This is a genomic window from Stenotrophomonas sp. 63632_Sma, assembly GCF_056482875.1.
Map to the genome: position 1 here is coordinate 4,400,081 of NZ_CM151220.1, position 19,435 is coordinate 4,419,515.

Consider the following 19,435-nt stretch of genomic DNA (forward strand, 5'->3'; position numbering starts at 1 on the left):
AGCCTTGTGCGGGCCAGCGCAAAGTAATGGCCTAACATATACGTCTCTCTAATGCAGGAATGTGGCCGCAGTCGGAATCACGTCCACCGGTTCAATCGAGATCCACGCTGTGCTGTTCTGCGCCCTGTCGCGGGCTTCCAGCAGATGCATCAGGCGGAAGCGCGAGCGCTGGACGATCCGAAGGATCGCTTCGATGCCCTTCTCGCTGCGATCCTTGATGAACGCCCTGGGTATCTTGTTCTGATTCAGGGCGTCCACAACGGCTTCCAGGGTCAGGTAACCAAGCCGCTGGGTAGAGGCACTGTCGATGAAGATCGAGGCGCTTTCCGCCATGCGCGGCAGAAACGCCGCTAGCAAGGCCTGGATGCTGTCCTGGGAGTGATTGAAGTCGGAGAAGACCATGTCTATTCCGCCGTCAAAGGCGGGGGCCCGGGCAATATCGGCAAAGCCGATTTCCTGCCAGTTGGAGACAACGTGATTCTCGACCCCGGCCCACTGGAATACGTGCTTCAGGAAAGCGGGATAGTCCTGCGCCTTTTCCCGCAGCAGATCGGCAAACGGCCCCTGCAGGCCCTCCACAAACCTGATGCCTGGCTCGCTGGAGAAGTGCGAGCCATTGTCGTAGGTGTGAATGACACCGCCACCGTTCTCCCGCAGCGCACCGGCCATCCAGGCCGCAGTGACGCCAAACCCGGTGCCCAGTTCAACCACGATGCGTGGGCGCATCCGCTTGACCAAGCTGTACAGCAGTACGCACAGATCCTCGCTTCCGTAAACCCAGCCCATGGACTCGCGCAGCGAGCTCAGCTTTTCAAGCAGCATTCACACCTCCGGCGTTGCCGGCAAGCAACCACGCATCCAACGCATCCTGCACAGCCGCATCGGCCGCGACGGAACGAAGGTAAGGCGAGAATGCATGGAAGGTTACCGCCTCATCCGTCACGTACAGGAGCATCTCTCCCGCTTCGGATCGGAAGGCGTGTGCGGCCGCTCGCGTTAGTTGCTCGCACACACCACCATCGACCTCAACGCTTTCACGGGGAAAGTGGATTCCGTTGTAGTCCCGCCCAAGGAACCACGCAACCACGGGGACGCCCTTCGGCCTGGAAACGTGGAACTGGTGTCTGCGGCGCTCTTCATCATCAAGCTGCCGTTCCTGCCGCCAGTCAAAAAGTGACCATACCGACTTCTGCATGGGGTCTTCGATGCGGGACAGGTCTGGTTCTTCGTAGCCAAAACTGTAGGCGAAGTCAGGCGTGTTCGCGCCGGGAAGAGCGCGTTCGAGTTCAAACCACTGCACGTTCAATGGAGCCAGGCACCGGGACACACCGCGCGTGCCCGTGTCGTGACAGAGGCTCACCCCCAGCGCCAGAAGCGGCTGCAGGCGGATATGGAACCAGCGGGCGTCCACTCCGCGCTCGGCCAAAAACTGTTCGATCTGCGTTCCTGCCAGTGAGAAGACCCGATTCACCACATTGGCTCCGCGGAAAAGACGCTCGAGATGCGCACCTGGGCTCAAGCGAAGTACTTCGGGCCAGGGCTGGCCCTCCATTACCGGGATCAGTTCATCGATGTGCATGGCAGGGACACCTGTAGCCACGGCCCGCAGGGCGACCGGGTCAAGGTGATCCGCATGGATGACGACCGTTCTGCTCATTGCTGCCACTCCCCATAGCGATACTGCCGCTTCATTTCGGCCTGCATTCGATCGATCATCTGCCCAACCTCACTATTGATGGCGTCCTTGGTCATCAACCGACCACTGAGATCCTGCTCGATCAGGAAGCCGGCAGCGCAGACGGCCAGCCTACGTTGGACGTGGCGCTTGGCGGTTTCACCCAGGTCCGGCGAGACTTCAAGATGACGTTTCAGCAAGCGGTGGCACACGTAGTAGACGAAGACAGCGTGGATGTAGGAGGAGTTGGGAATGGGATTCCCGGACCAGGGAGATACGACACGATGCTGGTAGTCATTGGCAACGAAGAATCCGTTGGCCAGCTCCCATGCGGCCAGATAGTTGTGGGTGCTTTCATGCATGATGCTCTCCATGCATGCCTCAACCAGAAGTTCAGGGTTATGCGTGTTCAGCAGTCGAATGGAACCCGGCTGCCTCGGCACATGCTCCGAGCCGTAGCGGCCGGCTTCATCGGAGGTGACGTCTGCCGACTTGCGTACGGTGATCCGCCGGACGAAGTTGCGGATGAGAAGGCCGTACATGGGTTCTGCACTATCGATCGCCGCCAGTGCGTCTGACAGCTTTCGCGAGACATGCTCGCGCTCCGCATCGGTCAGCGGCAGGCACGGTTGGCTCAGCACTCCAGAGCGTGGCTCATGATGCCGCGCCGGTGGGCTCTCAAGATCCAACGCGATACAGTCACCCAGCTTCGGCAACTGCCGAAGGGTCCACACGCCCGTGGCATCCTTCTCCGCAACGCAGTCTCCAACCGGACTGTAGAGCTGCCACTGCCGCGCCTCCCTCAGGTACCTGCCTGTCCGTCCCTGTGCCAGTTCGGCGATCGACTTCTCCCGAGCGATGATGTCGTGCAGCGCGCCAAGCGCGCGGGCCTGTTCCTCCGCCCTCTCCTGCTCGTCGGCTCCCGCCTCCAGCCTACCCTTCCGTGCGGACTCCAGGCACAGATACTGCTCACAGAACTCGGAACTGAGCAGTACGCGGGCTTGGTGATCGGCACCGATTGACTGGTACATCTGGTGCATGACACGAGCCATGGCCCCGTACTGCTGGTCGGCAAGCACTTCCTGAAGTCGCGCTCTCATCCTGCGGAGTCTTGACCAGAGGATGCCCTCGACGACCGACTCCATGCTTTCTGTTGCATCTGCGATTTCCATCAGGCAGATCGGGTTCTTTACATCTGGCGGTTGGGCCTGGGCCATCGAACTCATTCTCCTACTCCATGTGGTGATCGCCGTCCTCGCCACTTGCTCCTGGCCGCTCTTATCCACCCTTCAAATCCACTTTGAGGCCGAAGACAAGAAGCCACCTCCGGCCTCCATAGGCGCTGCATGACAGTGATTCACGTGCAAGGGGTGGAGAGATCCCCGCCCCTCTCTCTTCAGACGTCGAATCGGGAATCCGCGGCAATGCGCGAAGCAAATGCCATCTGCTTGCTCGCCGTGTCATGATGGTGATGGGATCCGAATGAATCGGAGTGATGGTGCCCATCTGCGAGAAGCGCGGATTTTTCGTCTCTGAACTCACTGATGCTCAGAGACTGCATATCCGCCTGGATGGACGTCGATGCCGCAATGTCATTGGCGAAATCTCCGTTCGATGCAGCAGCAGAAGCCGAACCTGCTGCCGCGACACCCGCAATGATCAGCGTGAGGGACGAGAGAGTCTTTACAGCAGTGCGTTGGGTCATTTTTCTTTACTCCATGTAATGGTGGGCATTTGATCTTCTGAGCTGCGAACGTGATCAGCGTTGTGGCTCAACTTGATTCAACGGCCCGCCGGCATCCAGCTGCAACCTCGCTGCTGTGCCGCGCACAGCTTCCGCCGCGCGCGGGCGGTTGCGCCCCAGCTTTCACTACGTGCAGAGGGCAACCATCACCAATCGAGTGCTTGAATTTGCGCTTGCGTGCTGGCCCCGAAAGGACGTCACTGTCGCTAACGTCTTGGCCAAAGATAGGGAGGACGCGGCGTTCATCCCGTATCGCCACGTGTCAGAAGCAGCGTCCTCAGCGCATTCAAGAAGATATTCGTGCGAGAACCGACATATGTAGAACTGCTACAGAATTGACGATCTGTATTGGCGCTCACACACTTCCCCGCACGCCCTGTGCAAGGGAGCATAGGAAGGGGAGTATTCATGGAGTTCCGCACTGATTCACTGTCCGCCCGGATCCGCGTTGCGCGTATCAGCAACGGGCTATCTCAAACCGATCTCGCCAAAGCCCTGAACGTAAACCGGGCGACGGTGGGCCACTGGGAACGCGAACTAGGCTTCGTGCCGTCTATCGACCATCTGCATGCGTTGAGCAGGGTCACGTGCGTGAGCGTATCTTGGCTGATTACGGGGAACACCATCGCCGATGGTGGGAAGCCTGAAGGTATGCGCCTGCAGATGGAAGCCCACATGTTGACGGCATCGCGCAACCTTCCGATCTCCCTCCTCGACAACATTGTTGAGTTGATGAGGTCTGCCGAACGACATATCTGACGTTGTCCCGACGACTGAACCACACGTAGTGGCTGGCCGGACAAATCCTATATACACCGCCGGAGTACTCCGATGGTGATCGACGCACCGCCGCCGCACCATTAAGCGCCCGTCTGCAGGAAACCACACATGAGCCTGGCGCTAGTCCACAGCCGTGCCCGCGCCGGGGTCGATGCCCCACTGGTGCGGGTGGAGGTGCATCTCTCTGGCGGCCTGCCTGTCACGCAGATCGTGGGCTTGGCCGAGACCAGCGTGCGCGAATCTCGCGAGCGCGTGCGTGCTGCCCTGCTCTGCGCGCGCTTCGACTTCCCGCAGCGGCGCATCACCTTGAACCTCGCGCCCGCCGACCTGCCCAAGGAAGGTGGGCGTTACGACCTGGCGATTGCGCTGGGCATTCTGGCGGCCAGCGGCCAGGTCGATCCACAGTCACTGCTGCAGTACGAATTCCTGGGCGAGCTTGGCCTGACCGGTGAACTGCGGCCTGTGGCTGGAGCGCTGCCAGCAGCGATTGCGGCAGCCGAAGCCGGGCGAATTCTGGTGGTACCACCCGGGAATGCGGCAGAAGCAGCTCTGGCCGAGCACGCTGATGTGCGAGTGGCGCGCACGCTGCTGGAATGCTGCGCTGGGTTGGGGAACCCACGCCTGCTGCCGCCCGTAGAGCGCGTGGACACGACGCCGTTACCGCTGCCCGATCTGGCCGACGTGCGCGGGCAGGCGCATGCACGGCGCGCGTTGGAAGTGGCCGCCGCGGGTGGACACCATCTGCTGTTGATCGGCAGCCCTGGCTGCGGCAAGACACTGCTGGCCTCGCGCCTGCCCAGTCTGTTGCCGGATACCGAAGAGACTGAGGCGCTGCAGCTGGCCGCGATTGCATCGGTGAGTGGCGATGGGGTGGACCCAAGACGATGGCGGCAGCGGCCCTTTCGAGCGCCGCATCATAGTGCGAGTGCGGCGGCGCTGGTGGGTGGCGGCAACCCACCCTGCCCCGGTGAAATCTCGCTGGCCCATCACGGCGTGCTGTTCCTGGACGAGCTGCCGGAATGGAACCGCAGCGCGTTGGAAACCCTGCGCGAGCCGCTGGAATCCGGCCACATCCGCATCGCCCGCGCGGCGCGCAGCGTGCAGTATCCGGCGCGGTTCCAGCTTGTGGCAGCGATGAACCCCTGCCCGTGTGGCTGGGCCGGTGACCGCAGCAATCGCTGCCTGTGCAGCGATGAGCGGATCAACCGCTATCGCGCACGCGTGTCCGGTCCGTTGCTGGACCGCATCGATCTGCATATCGGCGTGACGCGCATGGATGCGGTGGAGCTGCGCGAGAGCACGCCGCTGGGTGAGCCCAGTGCATCGGTACGTGCACGGGTGGAAGCCGCCCATGCCCGGCAGCAGGCGCGTGGCGCGCTCAATGCCCATCTGCCACCGGCGGCGCTGCGTGCCTGTACCAAACTGAGCGAGGCTGATCAGGATCTGTTGGAGCAGGCGATTGAGCGTCTGCAACTTTCTGCGCGAGCGATGCACCGGATTCTGCGGGTGGCGCGCACGATTGCTGATCTGGCGGGTTGTGAAACGATCCAGACGGCGCATCTGGCTGAGGCGATCGGTTACCGGCAGTTGGATCGGGGGAAGCCCTAGGAGCACCGTTCGGAGTGGTCGTTGGTTGAGTCGACCGTTGGTCGACTCGCGCGCGAAGTGCAGTCGACTAGCAGTCGACTCTACCAACAGCGGGTCATGGCGACGGATGGTGCGATGGTGCCAGAGCGGGTCATGGCAGCTCGGCACGCCGATAGCAGCCCCCACGCATCAGGCTGCGGAATCCACCCGCCCACGCTTCGCCAGCAACGCCACCCGACGGCTGACCAGCGCGTGCAGCTCCGCCAGCTCCGACGCCCGGTCAGCCGTCATGTTCCCGCCGAACAACACCCGCGACAACGCCGCCTCGTCGCTGTCGTGCGGGTGCTGCCACCGGTCCCGGTACACCTTCTGGCACACCAGCCAGGCCAGCCGCAGCCCCCCACCGGGCAACGGACGGACCACGCGCTCGTACACGTGCCAGAACTGGTACTCGGCCTGCAGGTCGATCACAGGCGCCACGGACAGCGCCTGCCGGGGCCGTCCATGACTCCGTATGCCGAACAACGGTGATCGGGGGTTGTACTGAGCCATGCCGACAGCATGAACCAGCAACATTGTGGGAACCTTGCGTCGCCGCCAGAAAATCCCTGTTGATTGCGCAAGGCGGGTTTGTGGACGGATCTGGGCACCTGCCTGGGGACCGCCAGGTGCATCCACGCATGGCGTGGATCTACTTAGAAGGTCATCGAGGTGCTGAACATCAGCTGCCGGGGCGCGCTGCGCTGCAGGGTCTGGTAATCCCCCGAGAACGACGAGCCGGCGATGGTGGCGGTGCCGATGTTGTGGCGGTTGAACAGGTTGCTCACGTCCAGCCGCAGCTCCAGGCCCGGCACGGTGCTGTCCGCACCAAAGCGGTAGGCGGCATAGGTGTTGACCTGCCAGAAGGTCGGCACGCGGATGTCGTTCTCGTAGGTGAAGGGCTGGCGCAGGTAGGAGGTGCTGGTGGCACCGAAGCGCCAGTCGCCGAAATGCGCGGACAGGTCGCTGACCAGCGAGATCTGCGGATAGCCCGGCTGGGCGTTGCCCTTGATCGGGTACACCGTGTCGCCCACCACGAAATCGCTGTCGTAGTACGAACGGGCCACGGCCACGCCCTGGTAGAACTGCAGGTGGTCGGTCAGGTCGGCGGTGATGCCGAGGTCGGCGCCGATCACGTGCATCTTCGGCATCAACCGCACGGTGTTGATCTGCGCGAACTGGGTGCCGATGGCGGCCGACAGCAGGCGGTTGCGGATGTCGTTGTAGAACACGTCACCGGTGATCGTCAGCCGGTCGAAGCGATGCGACGCGCCGACGGTCAGATTCCAGTTCTTCTCCGGGCGCAGCGTGCCGGCCACGCGGTCGAACTCTTCCTGGTCGGTGATGGTCCACGCGGAGGCGGTGTAGCCGATGTTGCCGCGCTGCGCCACGCGATAGCCGTTCATGGTATTGGCCAAGTCGATGAAGGCGTCGGTGGATTCGGTCGGGCTCCAGAACAGCGAGACGTGCGGCAGGAAGTTGCTCTTCGCGCGCAGCGTGCCGTTCACCGGGCGATCCTTGGCATCACCCAGGCCGCCACCGCTGGTGCGGAAGTCCACGGCCTTGAAGCCGACACCCAGCTTCAGCGTGTCGTTCAACACGATGTCGTCCTGCAGGTAGAACTGGCGCGAGCGGGTCACCCAGCTCGATGCGTTGTCGGTCTTGAACGCAGGTCCGTACACATCGAACGGACCGGTGGCCTTCAGCGGCGGGCCCTCGCCAAGCAGCGGCTGCTGGTACCACTCGGTCTTGGCTGCGGCCTTGCTCTTCTCCTGCCAGAAACCGGCGGTGAAGGTGTGCGCGCCGGTCTCGAACTGCAGGTTGACCATGCCACCCAGCCGATTCACACGCGGCGTCTGCACCTGTTCGGAGAACGGTGCGCCGTTTGGCGACGGCACGGTCGGGTCGGTCAGCGTAGCCTGGGTGTGGCTGTTGGCGTTGTACAGCTGCACGTTGCCGCTCAGCGCCGGGGTGATCTGGAAGCGATGGTTGATCGAGGACACGCGGTCGCGGGTGATCTGGCCAGTGTCGTACGGGATCAGTTCGGACAGCTCACCGCAGGTGTAGGCGCCGCAGGATTTGTCGGCGTTCTCCGGCGAGGCGACGTACCAGGCCCACGCATAGTCCGGATAGAAGATGTCGGCCTTCCAGCCCAGCTTGCGGATCATGTCGAAGGAGATGTTGTTGTAGCCCCAGACCTTGGCTTTGCTGTCGGACAGGAACACGGTGAAGTCACCCCAGGCGACATCCTGCTGCAGCTTCAGGTCGCCGCGCAGGAAGTTCTGGGTGCCCTCGCCCTGGTACTTGTCGGCGGACACGCGCTGCAGGTCGACCAGCACCTTCGGACCGTGCTCACCGAGTTGGCCGCTCTGCCCGGACACGGTGGTGACCAGCGTGTTGTTGCTGCCCACGCCCTGTTTCACGCGCAGGCTGGGCGTGTCCTGCAGCTCGCGCAGGCGGTATTCCAGGCTGCCGCCGTTGACGCTGCTGGAGAACACGCTGACGGGTGCGCCGCCGGGGCTGACCGTGATCGCGCCGATGCCATCGGGCACGCCCACGTTCACCACGCTGGTGCCGGTGAGCGAGAGGAAGCCGTTGTCGTTCAGCGGCACGCCTTCGAAGGTGATGCCCATTTCATTCATACGGAAGCCGCGCACGAACAGGCTGGTGGCCGAGATATCCAGGCCCAGCCCGTCGGTGGCGGTGTAGCTGGCGCCCGGCACCTGCTTGAGCATGGCCAGGCCGTTGTTGCCGGTGACCATCGCGTCGAGGTCTTCGGCCTTGATGATGTAGCGGTTTGGACCGACCACCTGGGTGGGCGCAACGGCCGCACCGCGCGGGGTGGCGATGACCTGCAGGGCGTTCAAGGTGGTGGGGGTGTCATGTGCTGCGTCGTGAATCTCGGCGGCGTACGCAGGTGCGGTGATGGCCGTGATGATGGCCAAGGCGAGGCGCGTCGTGGGTGGGGTGTTCATCGGCAGATCCAGGTGCAGGGAGAGAGCGGCGCAGGCACACGCCCAGCACGTTGCAGCACCGGTGTCGGCGCCCTGGCTGGCGATGCGATTGCGTTGAAGGAGTGACGGCGCGGTGCGCGCCGGTCAGCAGACGAGGACGATCATCTGCTGCGGGATTCGGTGGGGTGATTTCGACGTGCGAAATTCTTGCATCGCAGTGCCGCATCCGCCATTGCGCCGTGGTACAGCGCCGATGGCGATGGGGATGGGTGGGTTATACGTGGGTATAGCCTGGGTCGGCACATACGGTGCGCGTGTGCCAACCAAGGTTGGCACCTACCGGGGCGGACGGGACCCGGTAGAGGCCGACCTTGGTCGGCGCATACGGCGTGCGTGTGCCAACCAAGGTTGGCACCTACCAGGGCGGATGGGACATGGTAGAGGCCGACATTGGTCGGCGCATACGGTGTGCGTGTGCCAACCAAGGTTGGCACCTACCGGGGCGTAGGAACGCGCGGTTACTGCAGGACGAAACGCTCAATGGCGCGCGCCACGCCTTCGTCGGCATTGCTGGTGGTCTCGAACCGCGCCACCGCCTTCACCGCGTCGATGGCATTGCCCATCGCCACGCTGGTACCGGCGAACTGCAGCATGGTCAGGTCGTTTTCCTGGTCACCGATGGCCATCACGTTGGTGCGGTCGATGCCGAGGTGCTCGGCCAGCTTCTGCAGGCTTGGGCCCTTGCCGGCGCGGCGGTCGAACACTTCCAGGAAGAACGGTGCACTCTTCAGCACCGCGAAGCGCTCGGTCAGCTCGCTGGGCAGGCGCGCGATGGCGGCATCCAGCACGTCGGGCTCGTCGATCATCATCAGCTTGATGAACGACATGGACGGGTCCATGTCGGCCACGCGGCGGTAGGACAGTGGCATCCGCGAAAGATGCGAGTCAGCCACGGTGTAGTAGCTGATGTCCTGGTTGGGCGTATACATGCGCTGGCTGTCCAGCGCCTGGAAATGCACGCCCACTTCGCGGGCTACCTGCTCGCAGAACAGGAAGTCGTCGAAGCTGAGCGGATACTCGACCACGGTTTCGCGTGTGCCGATGCGCTGCACCAGGCCGCCATTGCAGGCGATGCAGTAGTCGTCGTCGCCGGTGATGCCCAGCTCGTGCAGGAACGGTGCCAGGCCGGGAACCGGGCGGCCACTGGTCAGCACGATGTGCACGCCCAGCGCGCGCGCCTGCGCGATCGCCTGCTTGGCCCGCGCGGTGAGCGTGTGGGTGGGATCCAGCAGGGTGCCATCCATGTCGATGGCGACCAGTTCGATGGTCGATTGCCTGCGGCCCATGTCCATTGCGTTCAACTCGTGCGGGGCACGCCAGTTTAACCCCTCATGCCCGGTTCACCTCTTTGCCCACGTTGGCCGGGATACTGCGGGAGCCTGTGCGTCCCCCACCGCAGGACGGCCCGCTGACCGCCCTTCCCTGGAGAACCTTGCGACGCATGACCTACCGTGCCCCCGAAACCAATGACAGCGCGCCCCTGGCCGAGCAGATCGAGCAGATGATCGACGAATTGCCCGGTGAGCAGGTCAGTATCGGCACCCTGCTCAGCGCGCTGGGCGATGAGGGCCTGCTGCTGATCGTGATCCTGCTCTCGGCCATCTTCATCATTCCGGTGTCGATTCCCGGGCTGAGTACGGTGTTTGGTGCCTCGATCCTGCTGATCGGCCTGAGCCGCGTGCGCAACCGCCCGCTGTGGGTGCCGCAGAAACTGGCGCGCCGCGAGATCGCCACCGACAAGCTGAAGGCCAACCTGGGCCGTGCGCTGAAGTGGGTGCACCGCATGGAGCGCCTGTCGCGGCCGCTGCGGCTGGCGGTGATGGTGCGCTCGAAGAAGATGATGCGCCTGAACAACCTGATGCTGGTGTTCGCGACCCTGCTGCTGATGGCGCCGGCCGGGCCGATTCCGTTCAGCAACACGTTGCCGGCACTGGCGCTGATGTCGTTTGCGATTGGCTTCATCCAGCGCGATGGTGCGGCGGTGGCGGCTGGTTATGGCTTCGTGGTGGCTACGGTGGTGTATTTCGGCGTGCTGCTGGGTGGCGTGGGGTTTGCCGCCGAGTCGGTGTTCAGTGGATTCCGCGCTGCGCCTTCGGAAATGTAGCGCCGGGCCCAGGCTCGGCTGCTTATGGCCTTCTGTAGAGTCGAGCCATGCTCGACTGCTGCTGGCAAAAGCAGTCGAGCATGGCTCGACTCTACACAGGCCAGTTCAAAGCAGCCGAGCGTGGCTCGACGCTACAGAACTACTTGGCTGACACCCGCCACACCACGTCGCCCACGTCATCGGCGACCAGCAATGCACCCTCGGCATCCATGGCCATGCCCACTGGCGCGCCCATCAGCGTCTTCTCGTCCTTGGAGGCGAAGCCGCTGACGACGGTCTGCGGCCGCCCGGTCGGCTTGCCGTCCTTGAACGGTACGTAGACCACTTCGTAGCCGCTCAATGGTGAGCGATCCCAGCTGCCGTGCTCGCCGATGAAGGCGCCGCCGTGGTACTGCGCCGGCAGTGCCTGGCCGGTGTAGAACAGCAGGCCCAGCGGTGCCACGTGCGAGCCGATGGCGTAGTCCGGCGTGATGGCTTTCGCCACCAGGTCCGGCCGCTGCGGCTGCACGCGCTCGTCCACGTGCTGGCCGTAGTAGCTGTAGGGCCAGCCGTAGAAGCCATCTTCCTTCACCGAGGTGAGGTAATCGGGCACCAGATCCGCACCGATTTCATCGCGTTCGTTCGCCACGGCCCACAGCGTGCCGGTGCTCGGCTCCCAGTCCAGTCCGGTCGGGTTGCGGATGCCCGACGCAAAGATGCGGCTGCCACGGGTGGCCACGTCCACTTCCAGCACCACTGCGCGGCGGTATTCAACGGCCAGGCCATTCTCGGTGATGTTGCTGTTGGAGCCCACGCCCACGTACAGCTTGCGGCCATCGCGGCTGGCCAGCAGTTCCTTGGTCCAGTGGTGGTTGATGGTGCTGGGCAGGTCGGTGAACTCGCGGCCCTTGTCGGACATGCGGGTCTCGCCCGGCACGTAGTGGTACTGCACGATATTGCCGGTGTTGGCCACGTACAGCGTGTCACCGATCAGCTGGATGCCGAACGGCGAATGCAGGCCTTCGATGTACACGTGCTGGGTCCACGTGGAAGTGCCAGGCGCACGGCGCAGCAGGGTGACCCGGTTGCCGCCCTTGCCGGCCTTGCCCGAGCGTGCCTTCACCTTGCCGGCGATCCACTGCTTGGGCGTGGTGACCGGTTCTTCGCCGGGGCCATTGCCCTCCACCACCAGCACATCGCCGTTGGGCAGAGTCAACAATCGCCGCGGATGCTGCAGGTTGGCGGCGATGCGTTCGATCTTCAGGCCTTCGGCCACCGTGGGTGACTGGCCCTCGGCCCAACCCACGCCGCGCGGCACCTGCATCGGCGGCATCAGGAAGTTCTTCGGTGCCGGCAGAGGCGGCTTCGCACCGGATTGGTCGGTGGGGTGGTATTCGGCCTTGCCGGCACAGGCCGACAGCATCACGGCCAGCGCCAGGGCGCCCACGGTAGGCAGGATGTGCTTAGCCATGACGACCTCCCTGCAGCACCGGCGGCTGCAGTGACAGCAGGATCAGGCCCAGTGCGATCAGGGCCACGGTCAGCGCCGACAGGATCGTGCCCGGCACCGCGACGGCATAGGCATCGCGGCTGTGCACGAAGGCGTTCCAGATGGCCAGCACGACCGCGACCAGGTTGAGGAAGAAGTCGATGCGGTCGATGCGGGTGGCGGTGCCGTTGCGGCGCCAGACCGCGAACAGGTTGATCAGGCGCGGAATGATGGCGATCAGCAGGCCGAAGGTGATCAGCCAGGCGGCGGCCTTGCCCCACATCACCTCGGCGCTGTTGAGGTAGATCGCGTCGAAGATCAGCGCGCCGACGAAGAAGCCGAAGGGTATCGGGTTCAACAGGCTGAACAGCGTGGTGCCGAGGCCGCGATGGGCCTGGGCCAGAGGGTTGACCATCATCGTGCTCCGATGCGGAAGAGTGCACGGGCTGTAGTAGCACAGCCGGATGTGAGGGGGCGCGATGATGCCGGGTAGATCCACGCCATGTGTCGATACGCGTGCCAACCAAGGTGGGCACCTACCAGATGCGGGCCGCTGCAGTCGTCATTACCCCACGGCATAAGCGTTTGTGACGCAATCGGCACATCTGCAGATTGGGAGTGTGAAGAGGTAGGGGGTTGTTCGTTGTGTCGCGTTTGGCTCGTTGCGATGGGGCAGTTCCGCCCCGCCGTCCTGCCATGCCGATTCACAACAGAAGGATTCGTGTATGAAGCGACACACGCAACGCTCCGCGCCACCGCGCTCCGCGCGCCTGGCCCTTGCCACTGCCCTGGTGCTGGGCAGCCTGGCCGTCACCGCCCAGGCCCAGCAGGCCGATCCGCTGGCCGGGCGTCAGTGGCATCTGCTCAACACCGGACAGGCCGTACTGGGCGATACCCTGCCGGTGGCTGGCAACGATCTGAACGTGGATGGCCTGTTCCGCAATGGCATCCGTGGCCAGGGCGTCACCATCGCCATCGTCGATGACGGCCTGCAGATCGCACACCCGGACCTGGCCGCCAACGTTGCGGCGGTCGCCGGCAAGAACTTCGCCAACCAGAGCAACAACCCTTCACCGTCCAATCCGGACCGCGACAATCACGGCACCATGGTCGGCGGCATCGCCGGTGCAGTAGGTGCCAACAACCTGGGCGTGCGCGGCGTCGCCTCGGCGGCCACCCTGAAGGGCTTCAATTTCCTGGCCTCCAATGCCCAGGGCAATTCGAACTCCAACATCGAGTACTCGTGGTGGGATGGCGCCGAAGTGGCCGACGTGGGGGTCTTCAACAACAGCTGGGGCTCCAGCCCGGGCAACCCCAACCTGCCGCTGGCCTATAGCCAGAACGACATCGCCGCCTATGAGCAGGCCATGTCCGGCACCCGTGGCGGGCGCGGTGGCATCTACGTGAAGGCCGCCGGCAACAATCACAACAACGGCGCACGCTCGGATGGCACCGACATCTGCTCGGCAGACACCAAGAACCGCAACACGGGTTGCATTCCGGCCGGCCGCGACCCGCGTAACAACCTGTTCAACGTGATCACCGTTGCCGCCGTGCGCGCCGATGGCGTGCGCTCGTCCTACTCGTCCACCGGCTCGGCGCTGTGGGTGTCCGGCTTCGGCGGTGAGAATGGTTGGCAGCGGCAGGTCGTGCCGGGGCAGCTGGCGATCCGCTACGATCCGGCCATCCTCACCACCGATGTCACCGGCTGCGCGCAGGGCAGCAACAAGAACACGAGCCTGCGCAACACCTTGGACGGCGACCAGTCTGCCATCGACAGCACCTGCAACTACACCGGCAAGATGAACGGCACCTCGGCGGCCACGCCGATGGTGTCGGGCGTGGCGGCACTGCTGCTGGAGACCAACCCGAACCTGTCCTACCGCGATGTGAAGTACATCCTGGCCACCACCGCCACCCGCACCGATCCGAACCGGGCAGCGGTGACCCACTCCGACGGCCGCGTGCTGGTGCCGGGCTGGACGGTGAATGCCGCCGGCCGTGCCTACAGCAACTGGTACGGTTTCGGTGTGGTCAACGCGGCACGCGCGGTACAGGTCGCAGAGGACTTCCAGCCGCTGGGTGCACTGGTGGATAGTGGCTGGCGCAACACGACGCGCACTGTGGCCATCGGCAATACCTCGGCGGCCGCGGCGCGCCTGACCTTCCAGCTCGCCAACGGTGCACGCAACATCGAGAGCGTGCAGCTCGGCTTCCGCGTCAACCACAGCAACACCCGCCAGCTGCAGTTCGTGCTGATCTCGCCCAGTGGCACCCGCAGCGTGGTGCAACCGGCATTCACCGCGATCGGCTCTGGCCTCAATGGTGTCCAGCGCAACTTCACCAACTGGGACCTGCTGTCCAGCAATGCCTTCCTGGATGAGAACGCCACGGGCACCTGGACGCTGGAAGTCACCGACCTGGGGCAGGCCGCGAACGCTGCATCGCGTGGCAACCTCGAATTCTTCAAGATCCGCGTTCTGGGGCACTGATGATGAAGACGACCATTCTGTTGAGCACCCTCGCCCTCGCGGCGATGACCACCACCGCCTGGGCACAGAGTTCGGGCCAGACACCTCCGGCGAAGACCTTGTCGACCGTAGACACGCAGCAGTTGAAGGCGGAGGCCACTGGCCGTTCGTTCAATGTGGGCGGCTCGCGCTTCCAGCTGGCGCCGTCGGCAACCGTGCAGCAGGCCAGCGGCGGTCAGTTCCGGATCACCACCGGGGCTGATGCCAGCGCGGCGGCCGTCGGCACCCGCAGCAAGCGGTCCACGGATGCGTCTACCGGTGTGGCCGCACGTGCGGATGCCGGTGCCAGCAAGTTTGCGGCCGCTGTCTCCAACGATGGCGCACCGGTCGTGGCGACCTCGCGGGTCAAGGTGTTCTTCACCGATGCGGCTTCGGCGCAGCGTGCGGCCACCGCCACCGGCGGCACCGTGGTGAAGGTATCCAAGGCCTCGGGCCGCGCGATTGTGGAGTACCCGTCGGTGAACGCGGCGCTGGATGCGACCACCAAGCTGCTGTCGACCGCCGGCATCAAGGCAGCCGAGCCGGACGTGGTGCAGTGGGAAGAAACCAAGTAAGGCGTTGAGTGGTGCCCCCGGCCGGTTGGCTCTCCTGGCCGGTCGGGGGATTGGTGTGGGGGGTGTGCCGACCAACGGTCGGCACCCACCAGATTCATTCACCGCGTGTCGACCAAGGTCGACACCTACCGGGGCAGCGGGCGCGACGAACAGGCGGCATCAGCCGGGCATGGCCCAGGATTACCCGGCAGCGAGCGTGTCGCTTTGCTTGAGGTGGCAGCTGGCCAGCGGGCCGTTGCCGGCGGCCGGATGGCCAGGCTCGAGCAGCAGGCGCTGCACGTCCGAGAACAGCTTGTCCACCGGCATGCCATAGGGCGCGAACAGGCGCAGGCGGCCTTGGCGATCAAACACGTAGCCGCCGGCGATGTGGCTCATGGTGTAGGTGTCCGGCACCGGGCCGGGTTCCTTTTCGTAGAACGCCTTGAAGTCGCTGGCCATCGCGGCCAGCTGTGCTTCGTTGCCGACCAGTGCGATCGCCTTGGGGTCGAAGGCTTCCACGTAGGTGCGGGCGACTTCGGGCGTGTCGCGTGCGGGATCGACACTGACGAACACTACCTGCAGCTGGTCGGCATCCTTGCCCATCAGGTGCTTGACCTGGCTGAGCTCGACCATGGTGGTCGGGCACACGTCCGGGCAGCTGGTGAAGCCAAAGAACAGATAGGTCACCTGCCCCTGCAGGTCCTTCGGCCCACGCACGGTGCCGTGGCTGTCGGGCATCGACCACTGCTGGCCGAGCTCTTCGCAGGCGATGTCCTTGGAATAGAAGTCCATGCGCGACTGCGCACTGCAGCCGGCCAGCAGGCCGATGGCCAGGCCTGCCAGCAGCGGCAGGCGGAAACGGGGAGAGAACAACGAACGGGCAACAGCAGCAGAGCGCTTCACGGGTACCACCAACGCAGACGCGGGCGGGGTCTCGGTCAGGCCTGCCCGTGGGGGAAAGAGGACGGAGGTGCCGGGGTGATCGCGCGGTCCATGCCGATCACCCCGGCCACGGTCAGTTGATCATCATGTGGTAGTGCATGCTCCAGATGATCCAGACCGACAGTGCGACGACGATGAACAGGATCACCAGGGTGAACACGAAGCTGGCCAGGTTCCAGCCACCTTCGGACTTGCGGTCCATGTGCAGGAAATAGACCAGCTGTACCAGGATCTGCGCCACCGCGAAGCCGACCAGCAGGAACAGCGTGAGCGGCCGCGACAGCACCGGGTTCATCACCAGCGCGAACGGCACCACGGTCAGCAGCGCGCACAGCACGAAGCCGATCAGGTAGGACTTGGTGGAGCCGTGCGCATTGCCGGCGCGCGAGGTTTCGACGTGGGCCATGTCAGAAGGCTCCGATCAGGTAGACGAAGGTGAAGACGCAGATCCACACCAGGTCCAGGAAGTGCCAGAACAGGCTCAGGCACGACACGCGGGTGATGTTGGTCGGGGTCAGGCCGCGGCTGTAGACCTGGTGCATGACCACCGCCATCCAGATCAGGCCGCTGGCCACGTGCAGGCCGTGGGTGGCGACCAGCGCGAAGAACGCCGACAGGTAGGCACTGGTGCTGGGGCCCGCGCCTTCGTGGATCAGGTGCGAGAACTCGTAGATCTCCATGCCGATGAACGAGGCACCGAGCACGAAGGTCACGCCCAGCCAGCGCAGCACTGCCGAGGTGTCGTGACGATGCATCGCCAGCACGGCCTGGCCGTAGGTGATGCTGGAAACCAGCAGCAGGAAGGTCTCGGCCATCACGAACGGCAGCGAGAACAGGTCCTTGCCGGTGGGGCCGCCGGCGTAGGCGGTGCTGAGCACCGCGTACGAGGCGAACAGCGAACCGAACAGCACCAGGTCGGACATGAGGTAGACCCACATGCCGAACACCTTCATGCCGCCCTGTTCGTGGCCATGGTCGTGTTCGTGGTGATCCTCGTGCGCCTGCGTGTCGCTGGCCAGCTCGGGGCGGGTCAACAGGTTCATGCGCGTACCTCCTTCAGCTTGGCAAGGTTGGCCGCTTCGGTGCGCGCCACCTCTTCGGAACTGACGTAGTAGTCCACGTCCTCGTCATAGGACCGCACGATCAGGGTCACGATCATCGCGATGAAGCTGGCTGCGGCCATCCACCAGATGTGCCAGACCAGGGCGAAGCACAGCACCAGGATCCAGATGTTGAGGATCAGCGGCACGCCGGTGTTCTTCGGCATGTGGATTGGCGCGTACTTCTTCGCCGGCGGCGGCAGACCACGCTTCTTCGCTTCGTGGAAGGCATCCAGCTCATCGGCCTTGGGCACGACGGCGAAGTTGTAGAACGGCGGCGGCGACGGCGTGGCCCATTCCAGCGTGCGTGCATTCCACGGGTCGCCGGTCAGGTCCAGGTTGCGCTTGCGATCGCGCACGCTCACGTAGATCTGCACCAGCATCAGGATGATGCCGGCGAACACGAACAGCGCACCGATGAAGGCGGCGATCAGGTACGGCGTCCACGCCGGGTTGTCGTACTGGTTCATGCGGCGGGTCATGCCCATGAAGCCCAGCATGTACAGCGGCATGAAGGCTAGGTAGAAGCCGATCACCCAGCAGGCGAACGACCACTTGCCCAGGCGCTCGTTGAGGGTGAAGCCGAACACCTTCGGGAACCAGTAGGCGAAGCCGGCCAGATAGCCGAACAGCGCGCCGCCGATGATGGTGTTGTGGAAGTGCGCGACCAGGAACAGGCTGTTGTGCAGCAGGAAGTCCGCACCCGGGATGGCCAGCAGCACACCGGTCATGCCGCCGATGGTGAAGGTGACCAGGAAGGCGATGGTCCACAGCATCGGCACGCTGAACTCGACGCGGCCGCCATACATGGTGAACAGCCAGGTGAAGATCTTCACGCCGGTGGGAATGGCGATGATCATCGTCATGATGCCGAAGAATGCATTGACGCTGGCACCGGAGCCCATGGTGAAGAAGTGGTGCAGCCAGACGATGAACGACAGGATGCCGATCGCCAGGGTGGCGCCCACCATCGACTTGTAGCCGAACAGCTTCTTGCGCGCGAACGTGGCGGTCACTTCAGAGAAGATGCCGAACGCCGGCAGCACCAGGATGTACACCTCCGGATGGCCCCAGGCCCACACCAGGTTCACGTACATCATCGGGTTGCCACCCAACGTGTTGGTGTAGAAGTTGAAGTCCAGGTAGCGGTCCAGGGTGAGCGCACCCAGCGCCACGGTCAGGATCGGGAAGGCGGCGATGATGATCACGCTGGTGACCAGCACGGTCCAGGTGAACACCGGCATCTTCATCAGGGTCATACCCGGCGCACGCATGCGCAGGATGGTGATGAACAGGTTGACGCCGGTCAGCAAGGTGCCGATGCCCGAAGCCTGCAATGCCCAGATGTAGTAGTCCACGCCCACGCCTGGACTGAACTCGATGCCCGACAGCGGCGGATAGGCCACCCAGCCGGTCATGGCGAATTCGCCAACGCCCAGCGAGATCATCATCAACGCGGCGCCGACCACGAAGATCCAGAAGCTGAAGGCGTTGAGGAACGGGAACGCCATGTCGCGCGCGCCGATCTGCAGCGGCACGATGATGTTCATCAGGCCGACCACGAACGGGGTGGCCACGAAGAAGATCATGATCACGCCGTGCGCGGTGAAGATCTGGTCGTAGTGCTCAGGTGGCAGGAAGCCGTCACTGCCCGGGCCAGCCGCGGCCAGCTGCGCGCGCATCATCAGCGCATCGGCAAAGCCGCGCACCAGCATGACCAGCGCTACCACCACGTACATGATGCCGATCTTCTTGTGGTCCACGGTGGTGAACCAGTCACGCCACAGCGGGCCCCACAGCTTGAAGTACGTCACCGCGCCGAGCAGCGCGAGGCCACCCAGCACCATGGCCGCCAATGTGACCACGACGATCGGCTCGTGCAGCGGCACGGCCTCCCACGTCAATTTACCCAACATGT

At 64.1% G+C, this 19,435-nt stretch carries 18 protein-coding genes; 5 read left to right on the top strand and 13 right to left on the bottom strand.

The features are described from left to right. Positions 1-48: 48 nt before the first annotated feature. The 4 genes from ACZK45_RS20440 to ACZK45_RS20455 form a co-directional block, all read right to left on the bottom strand. Positions 49-822 carry a class I SAM-dependent methyltransferase gene (locus ACZK45_RS20440; RefSeq protein WP_049400811.1) on the bottom strand — a complete coding sequence of 258 codons (774 nt, stop codon included), beginning with the start codon at positions 820-822 and terminating at the stop codon, positions 49-51. After that, the gene (locus tag ACZK45_RS20445; protein WP_478445163.1) at positions 812-1,657 is read right to left on the bottom strand and encodes a hypothetical protein; all 846 of its coding nucleotides are present in this window, start codon (positions 1,655-1,657) and stop codon (positions 812-814) included. Before ACZK45_RS20445 ends, ACZK45_RS20440 begins: the two co-directional genes overlap by 11 nt. After that, the gene (locus tag ACZK45_RS20450; RefSeq protein ID WP_152905172.1) at positions 1,654-2,901 is read right to left on the bottom strand and encodes a hypothetical protein; all 1,248 of its coding nucleotides are present in this window, start codon (positions 2,899-2,901) and stop codon (positions 1,654-1,656) included. Before ACZK45_RS20450 ends, ACZK45_RS20445 begins: the two co-directional genes overlap by 4 nt. 170 nt (positions 2,902-3,071) lie before the next feature. Beyond that, on the bottom strand, positions 3,072-3,380 hold the full coding sequence (locus tag ACZK45_RS20455; RefSeq protein WP_032127113.1) for a hypothetical protein: 309 nt from the start codon (positions 3,378-3,380) through the stop codon (positions 3,072-3,074). Between the two features lie 447 nt (positions 3,381-3,827). Here ACZK45_RS20455 and ACZK45_RS20460 point away from each other — a divergent pair, with 447 nt between their 5' ends. Together ACZK45_RS20460 and ACZK45_RS20465 are read left to right on the top strand one after the other, a co-directional pair. Continuing rightward, positions 3,828-4,178 carry a helix-turn-helix domain-containing protein gene (locus ACZK45_RS20460; RefSeq protein ID WP_049400816.1) on the top strand — a complete coding sequence of 117 codons (351 nt, stop codon included), beginning with the start codon at positions 3,828-3,830 and terminating at the stop codon, positions 4,176-4,178. 129 nt (positions 4,179-4,307) lie between these two features. Continuing rightward, positions 4,308-5,807, top strand: coding sequence for a YifB family Mg chelatase-like AAA ATPase (locus ACZK45_RS20465; protein ID WP_478445164.1), 1,500 nt, complete (start codon positions 4,308-4,310; stop codon positions 5,805-5,807). Positions 5,808-5,975: 168 nt separating this feature from the next. On the opposite strand, the gene ACZK45_RS20470 is transcribed toward ACZK45_RS20465, so the two are convergent. The 3 genes from ACZK45_RS20470 to yidA form a co-directional block, all read right to left on the bottom strand. Beyond that, positions 5,976-6,362, bottom strand: coding sequence for a hypothetical protein (locus ACZK45_RS20470; protein WP_478445165.1), 387 nt, complete (start codon positions 6,360-6,362; stop codon positions 5,976-5,978). Positions 6,363-6,481: 119 nt separating this feature from the next. Next, positions 6,482-8,800, bottom strand: coding sequence for a TonB-dependent receptor (locus tag ACZK45_RS20475; RefSeq protein ID WP_478445166.1), 2,319 nt, complete (start codon positions 8,798-8,800; stop codon positions 6,482-6,484). Between the two features lie 497 nt (positions 8,801-9,297). Beyond that, positions 9,298-10,131: a sugar-phosphatase gene (yidA, locus tag ACZK45_RS20480; RefSeq protein ID WP_478445167.1), complete on the bottom strand. Its 834-nt coding sequence runs from the start codon at positions 10,129-10,131 to the stop codon at positions 9,298-9,300. A 149-nt stretch (positions 10,132-10,280) separates the two neighbouring features. On the opposite strand from yidA, the gene ACZK45_RS20485 reads away from it, so the two are divergent. Next, entirely contained in the window at positions 10,281-10,943 is a 663-nt protein-coding gene (locus tag ACZK45_RS20485; RefSeq protein WP_478445168.1) for an exopolysaccharide biosynthesis protein, read from the top strand. 139 nt (positions 10,944-11,082) lie between these two features. Here the strand turns inward: ACZK45_RS20485 and ACZK45_RS20490 are convergent, their stop codons facing one another. Together ACZK45_RS20490 and ACZK45_RS20495 are read right to left on the bottom strand one after the other, a co-directional pair. Continuing rightward, positions 11,083-12,393, bottom strand: a complete 1,311-nt coding sequence (locus tag ACZK45_RS20490; protein ID WP_478445169.1) for a PQQ-dependent sugar dehydrogenase — start codon at positions 12,391-12,393, stop codon at positions 11,083-11,085. Continuing rightward, entirely contained in the window at positions 12,386-12,826 is a 441-nt protein-coding gene (locus tag ACZK45_RS20495) for a DUF2231 domain-containing protein (RefSeq protein WP_049400823.1), read from the bottom strand. The genes ACZK45_RS20490 and ACZK45_RS20495 overlap by 8 nt, the downstream gene beginning before the upstream one ends. Positions 12,827-13,136: 310 nt before the next feature. Here ACZK45_RS20495 and ACZK45_RS20500 point away from each other — a divergent pair, with 310 nt between their 5' ends. Together ACZK45_RS20500 and ACZK45_RS20505 are read left to right on the top strand one after the other, a co-directional pair. After that, entirely contained in the window at positions 13,137-14,903 is a 1,767-nt protein-coding gene (locus ACZK45_RS20500) for a S8 family serine peptidase (protein ID WP_049400824.1), read from the top strand. Next, positions 14,903-15,496 carry a S8 family serine peptidase gene (locus tag ACZK45_RS20505; protein WP_006399785.1) on the top strand — a complete coding sequence of 198 codons (594 nt, stop codon included), beginning with the start codon at positions 14,903-14,905 and terminating at the stop codon, positions 15,494-15,496. The genes ACZK45_RS20500 and ACZK45_RS20505 overlap by 1 nt, the downstream gene beginning before the upstream one ends. Positions 15,497-15,676: 180 nt before the next feature. Here ACZK45_RS20505 and ACZK45_RS20510 read toward each other — a convergent pair whose 3' ends face one another. From ACZK45_RS20510 to cyoB, 4 genes are all read right to left on the bottom strand, one after another. After that, positions 15,677-16,348, bottom strand: a complete 672-nt coding sequence (locus ACZK45_RS20510) for an SCO family protein (RefSeq protein ID WP_478445903.1) — start codon at positions 16,346-16,348, stop codon at positions 15,677-15,679. Positions 16,349-16,490: 142 nt separating this feature from the next. Further along, on the bottom strand, positions 16,491-16,823 hold the full coding sequence (gene cyoD / locus ACZK45_RS20515; protein WP_006399830.1) for a cytochrome o ubiquinol oxidase subunit IV: 333 nt from the start codon (positions 16,821-16,823) through the stop codon (positions 16,491-16,493). 1 nt (position 16,824) lies between these two features. Beyond that, the gene (gene cyoC / locus ACZK45_RS20520; protein WP_012512371.1) at positions 16,825-17,460 is read right to left on the bottom strand and encodes a cytochrome o ubiquinol oxidase subunit III; all 636 of its coding nucleotides are present in this window, start codon (positions 17,458-17,460) and stop codon (positions 16,825-16,827) included. Further along, positions 17,457-19,433 (bottom strand): cytochrome o ubiquinol oxidase subunit I, encoded by a 1,977-nt coding sequence (cyoB, locus tag ACZK45_RS20525; protein ID WP_478445170.1) that lies wholly within the window; start codon positions 19,431-19,433, stop codon positions 17,457-17,459. The genes cyoC and cyoB overlap by 4 nt, the downstream gene beginning before the upstream one ends. Positions 19,434-19,435: the final 2 nt, after the last annotated feature.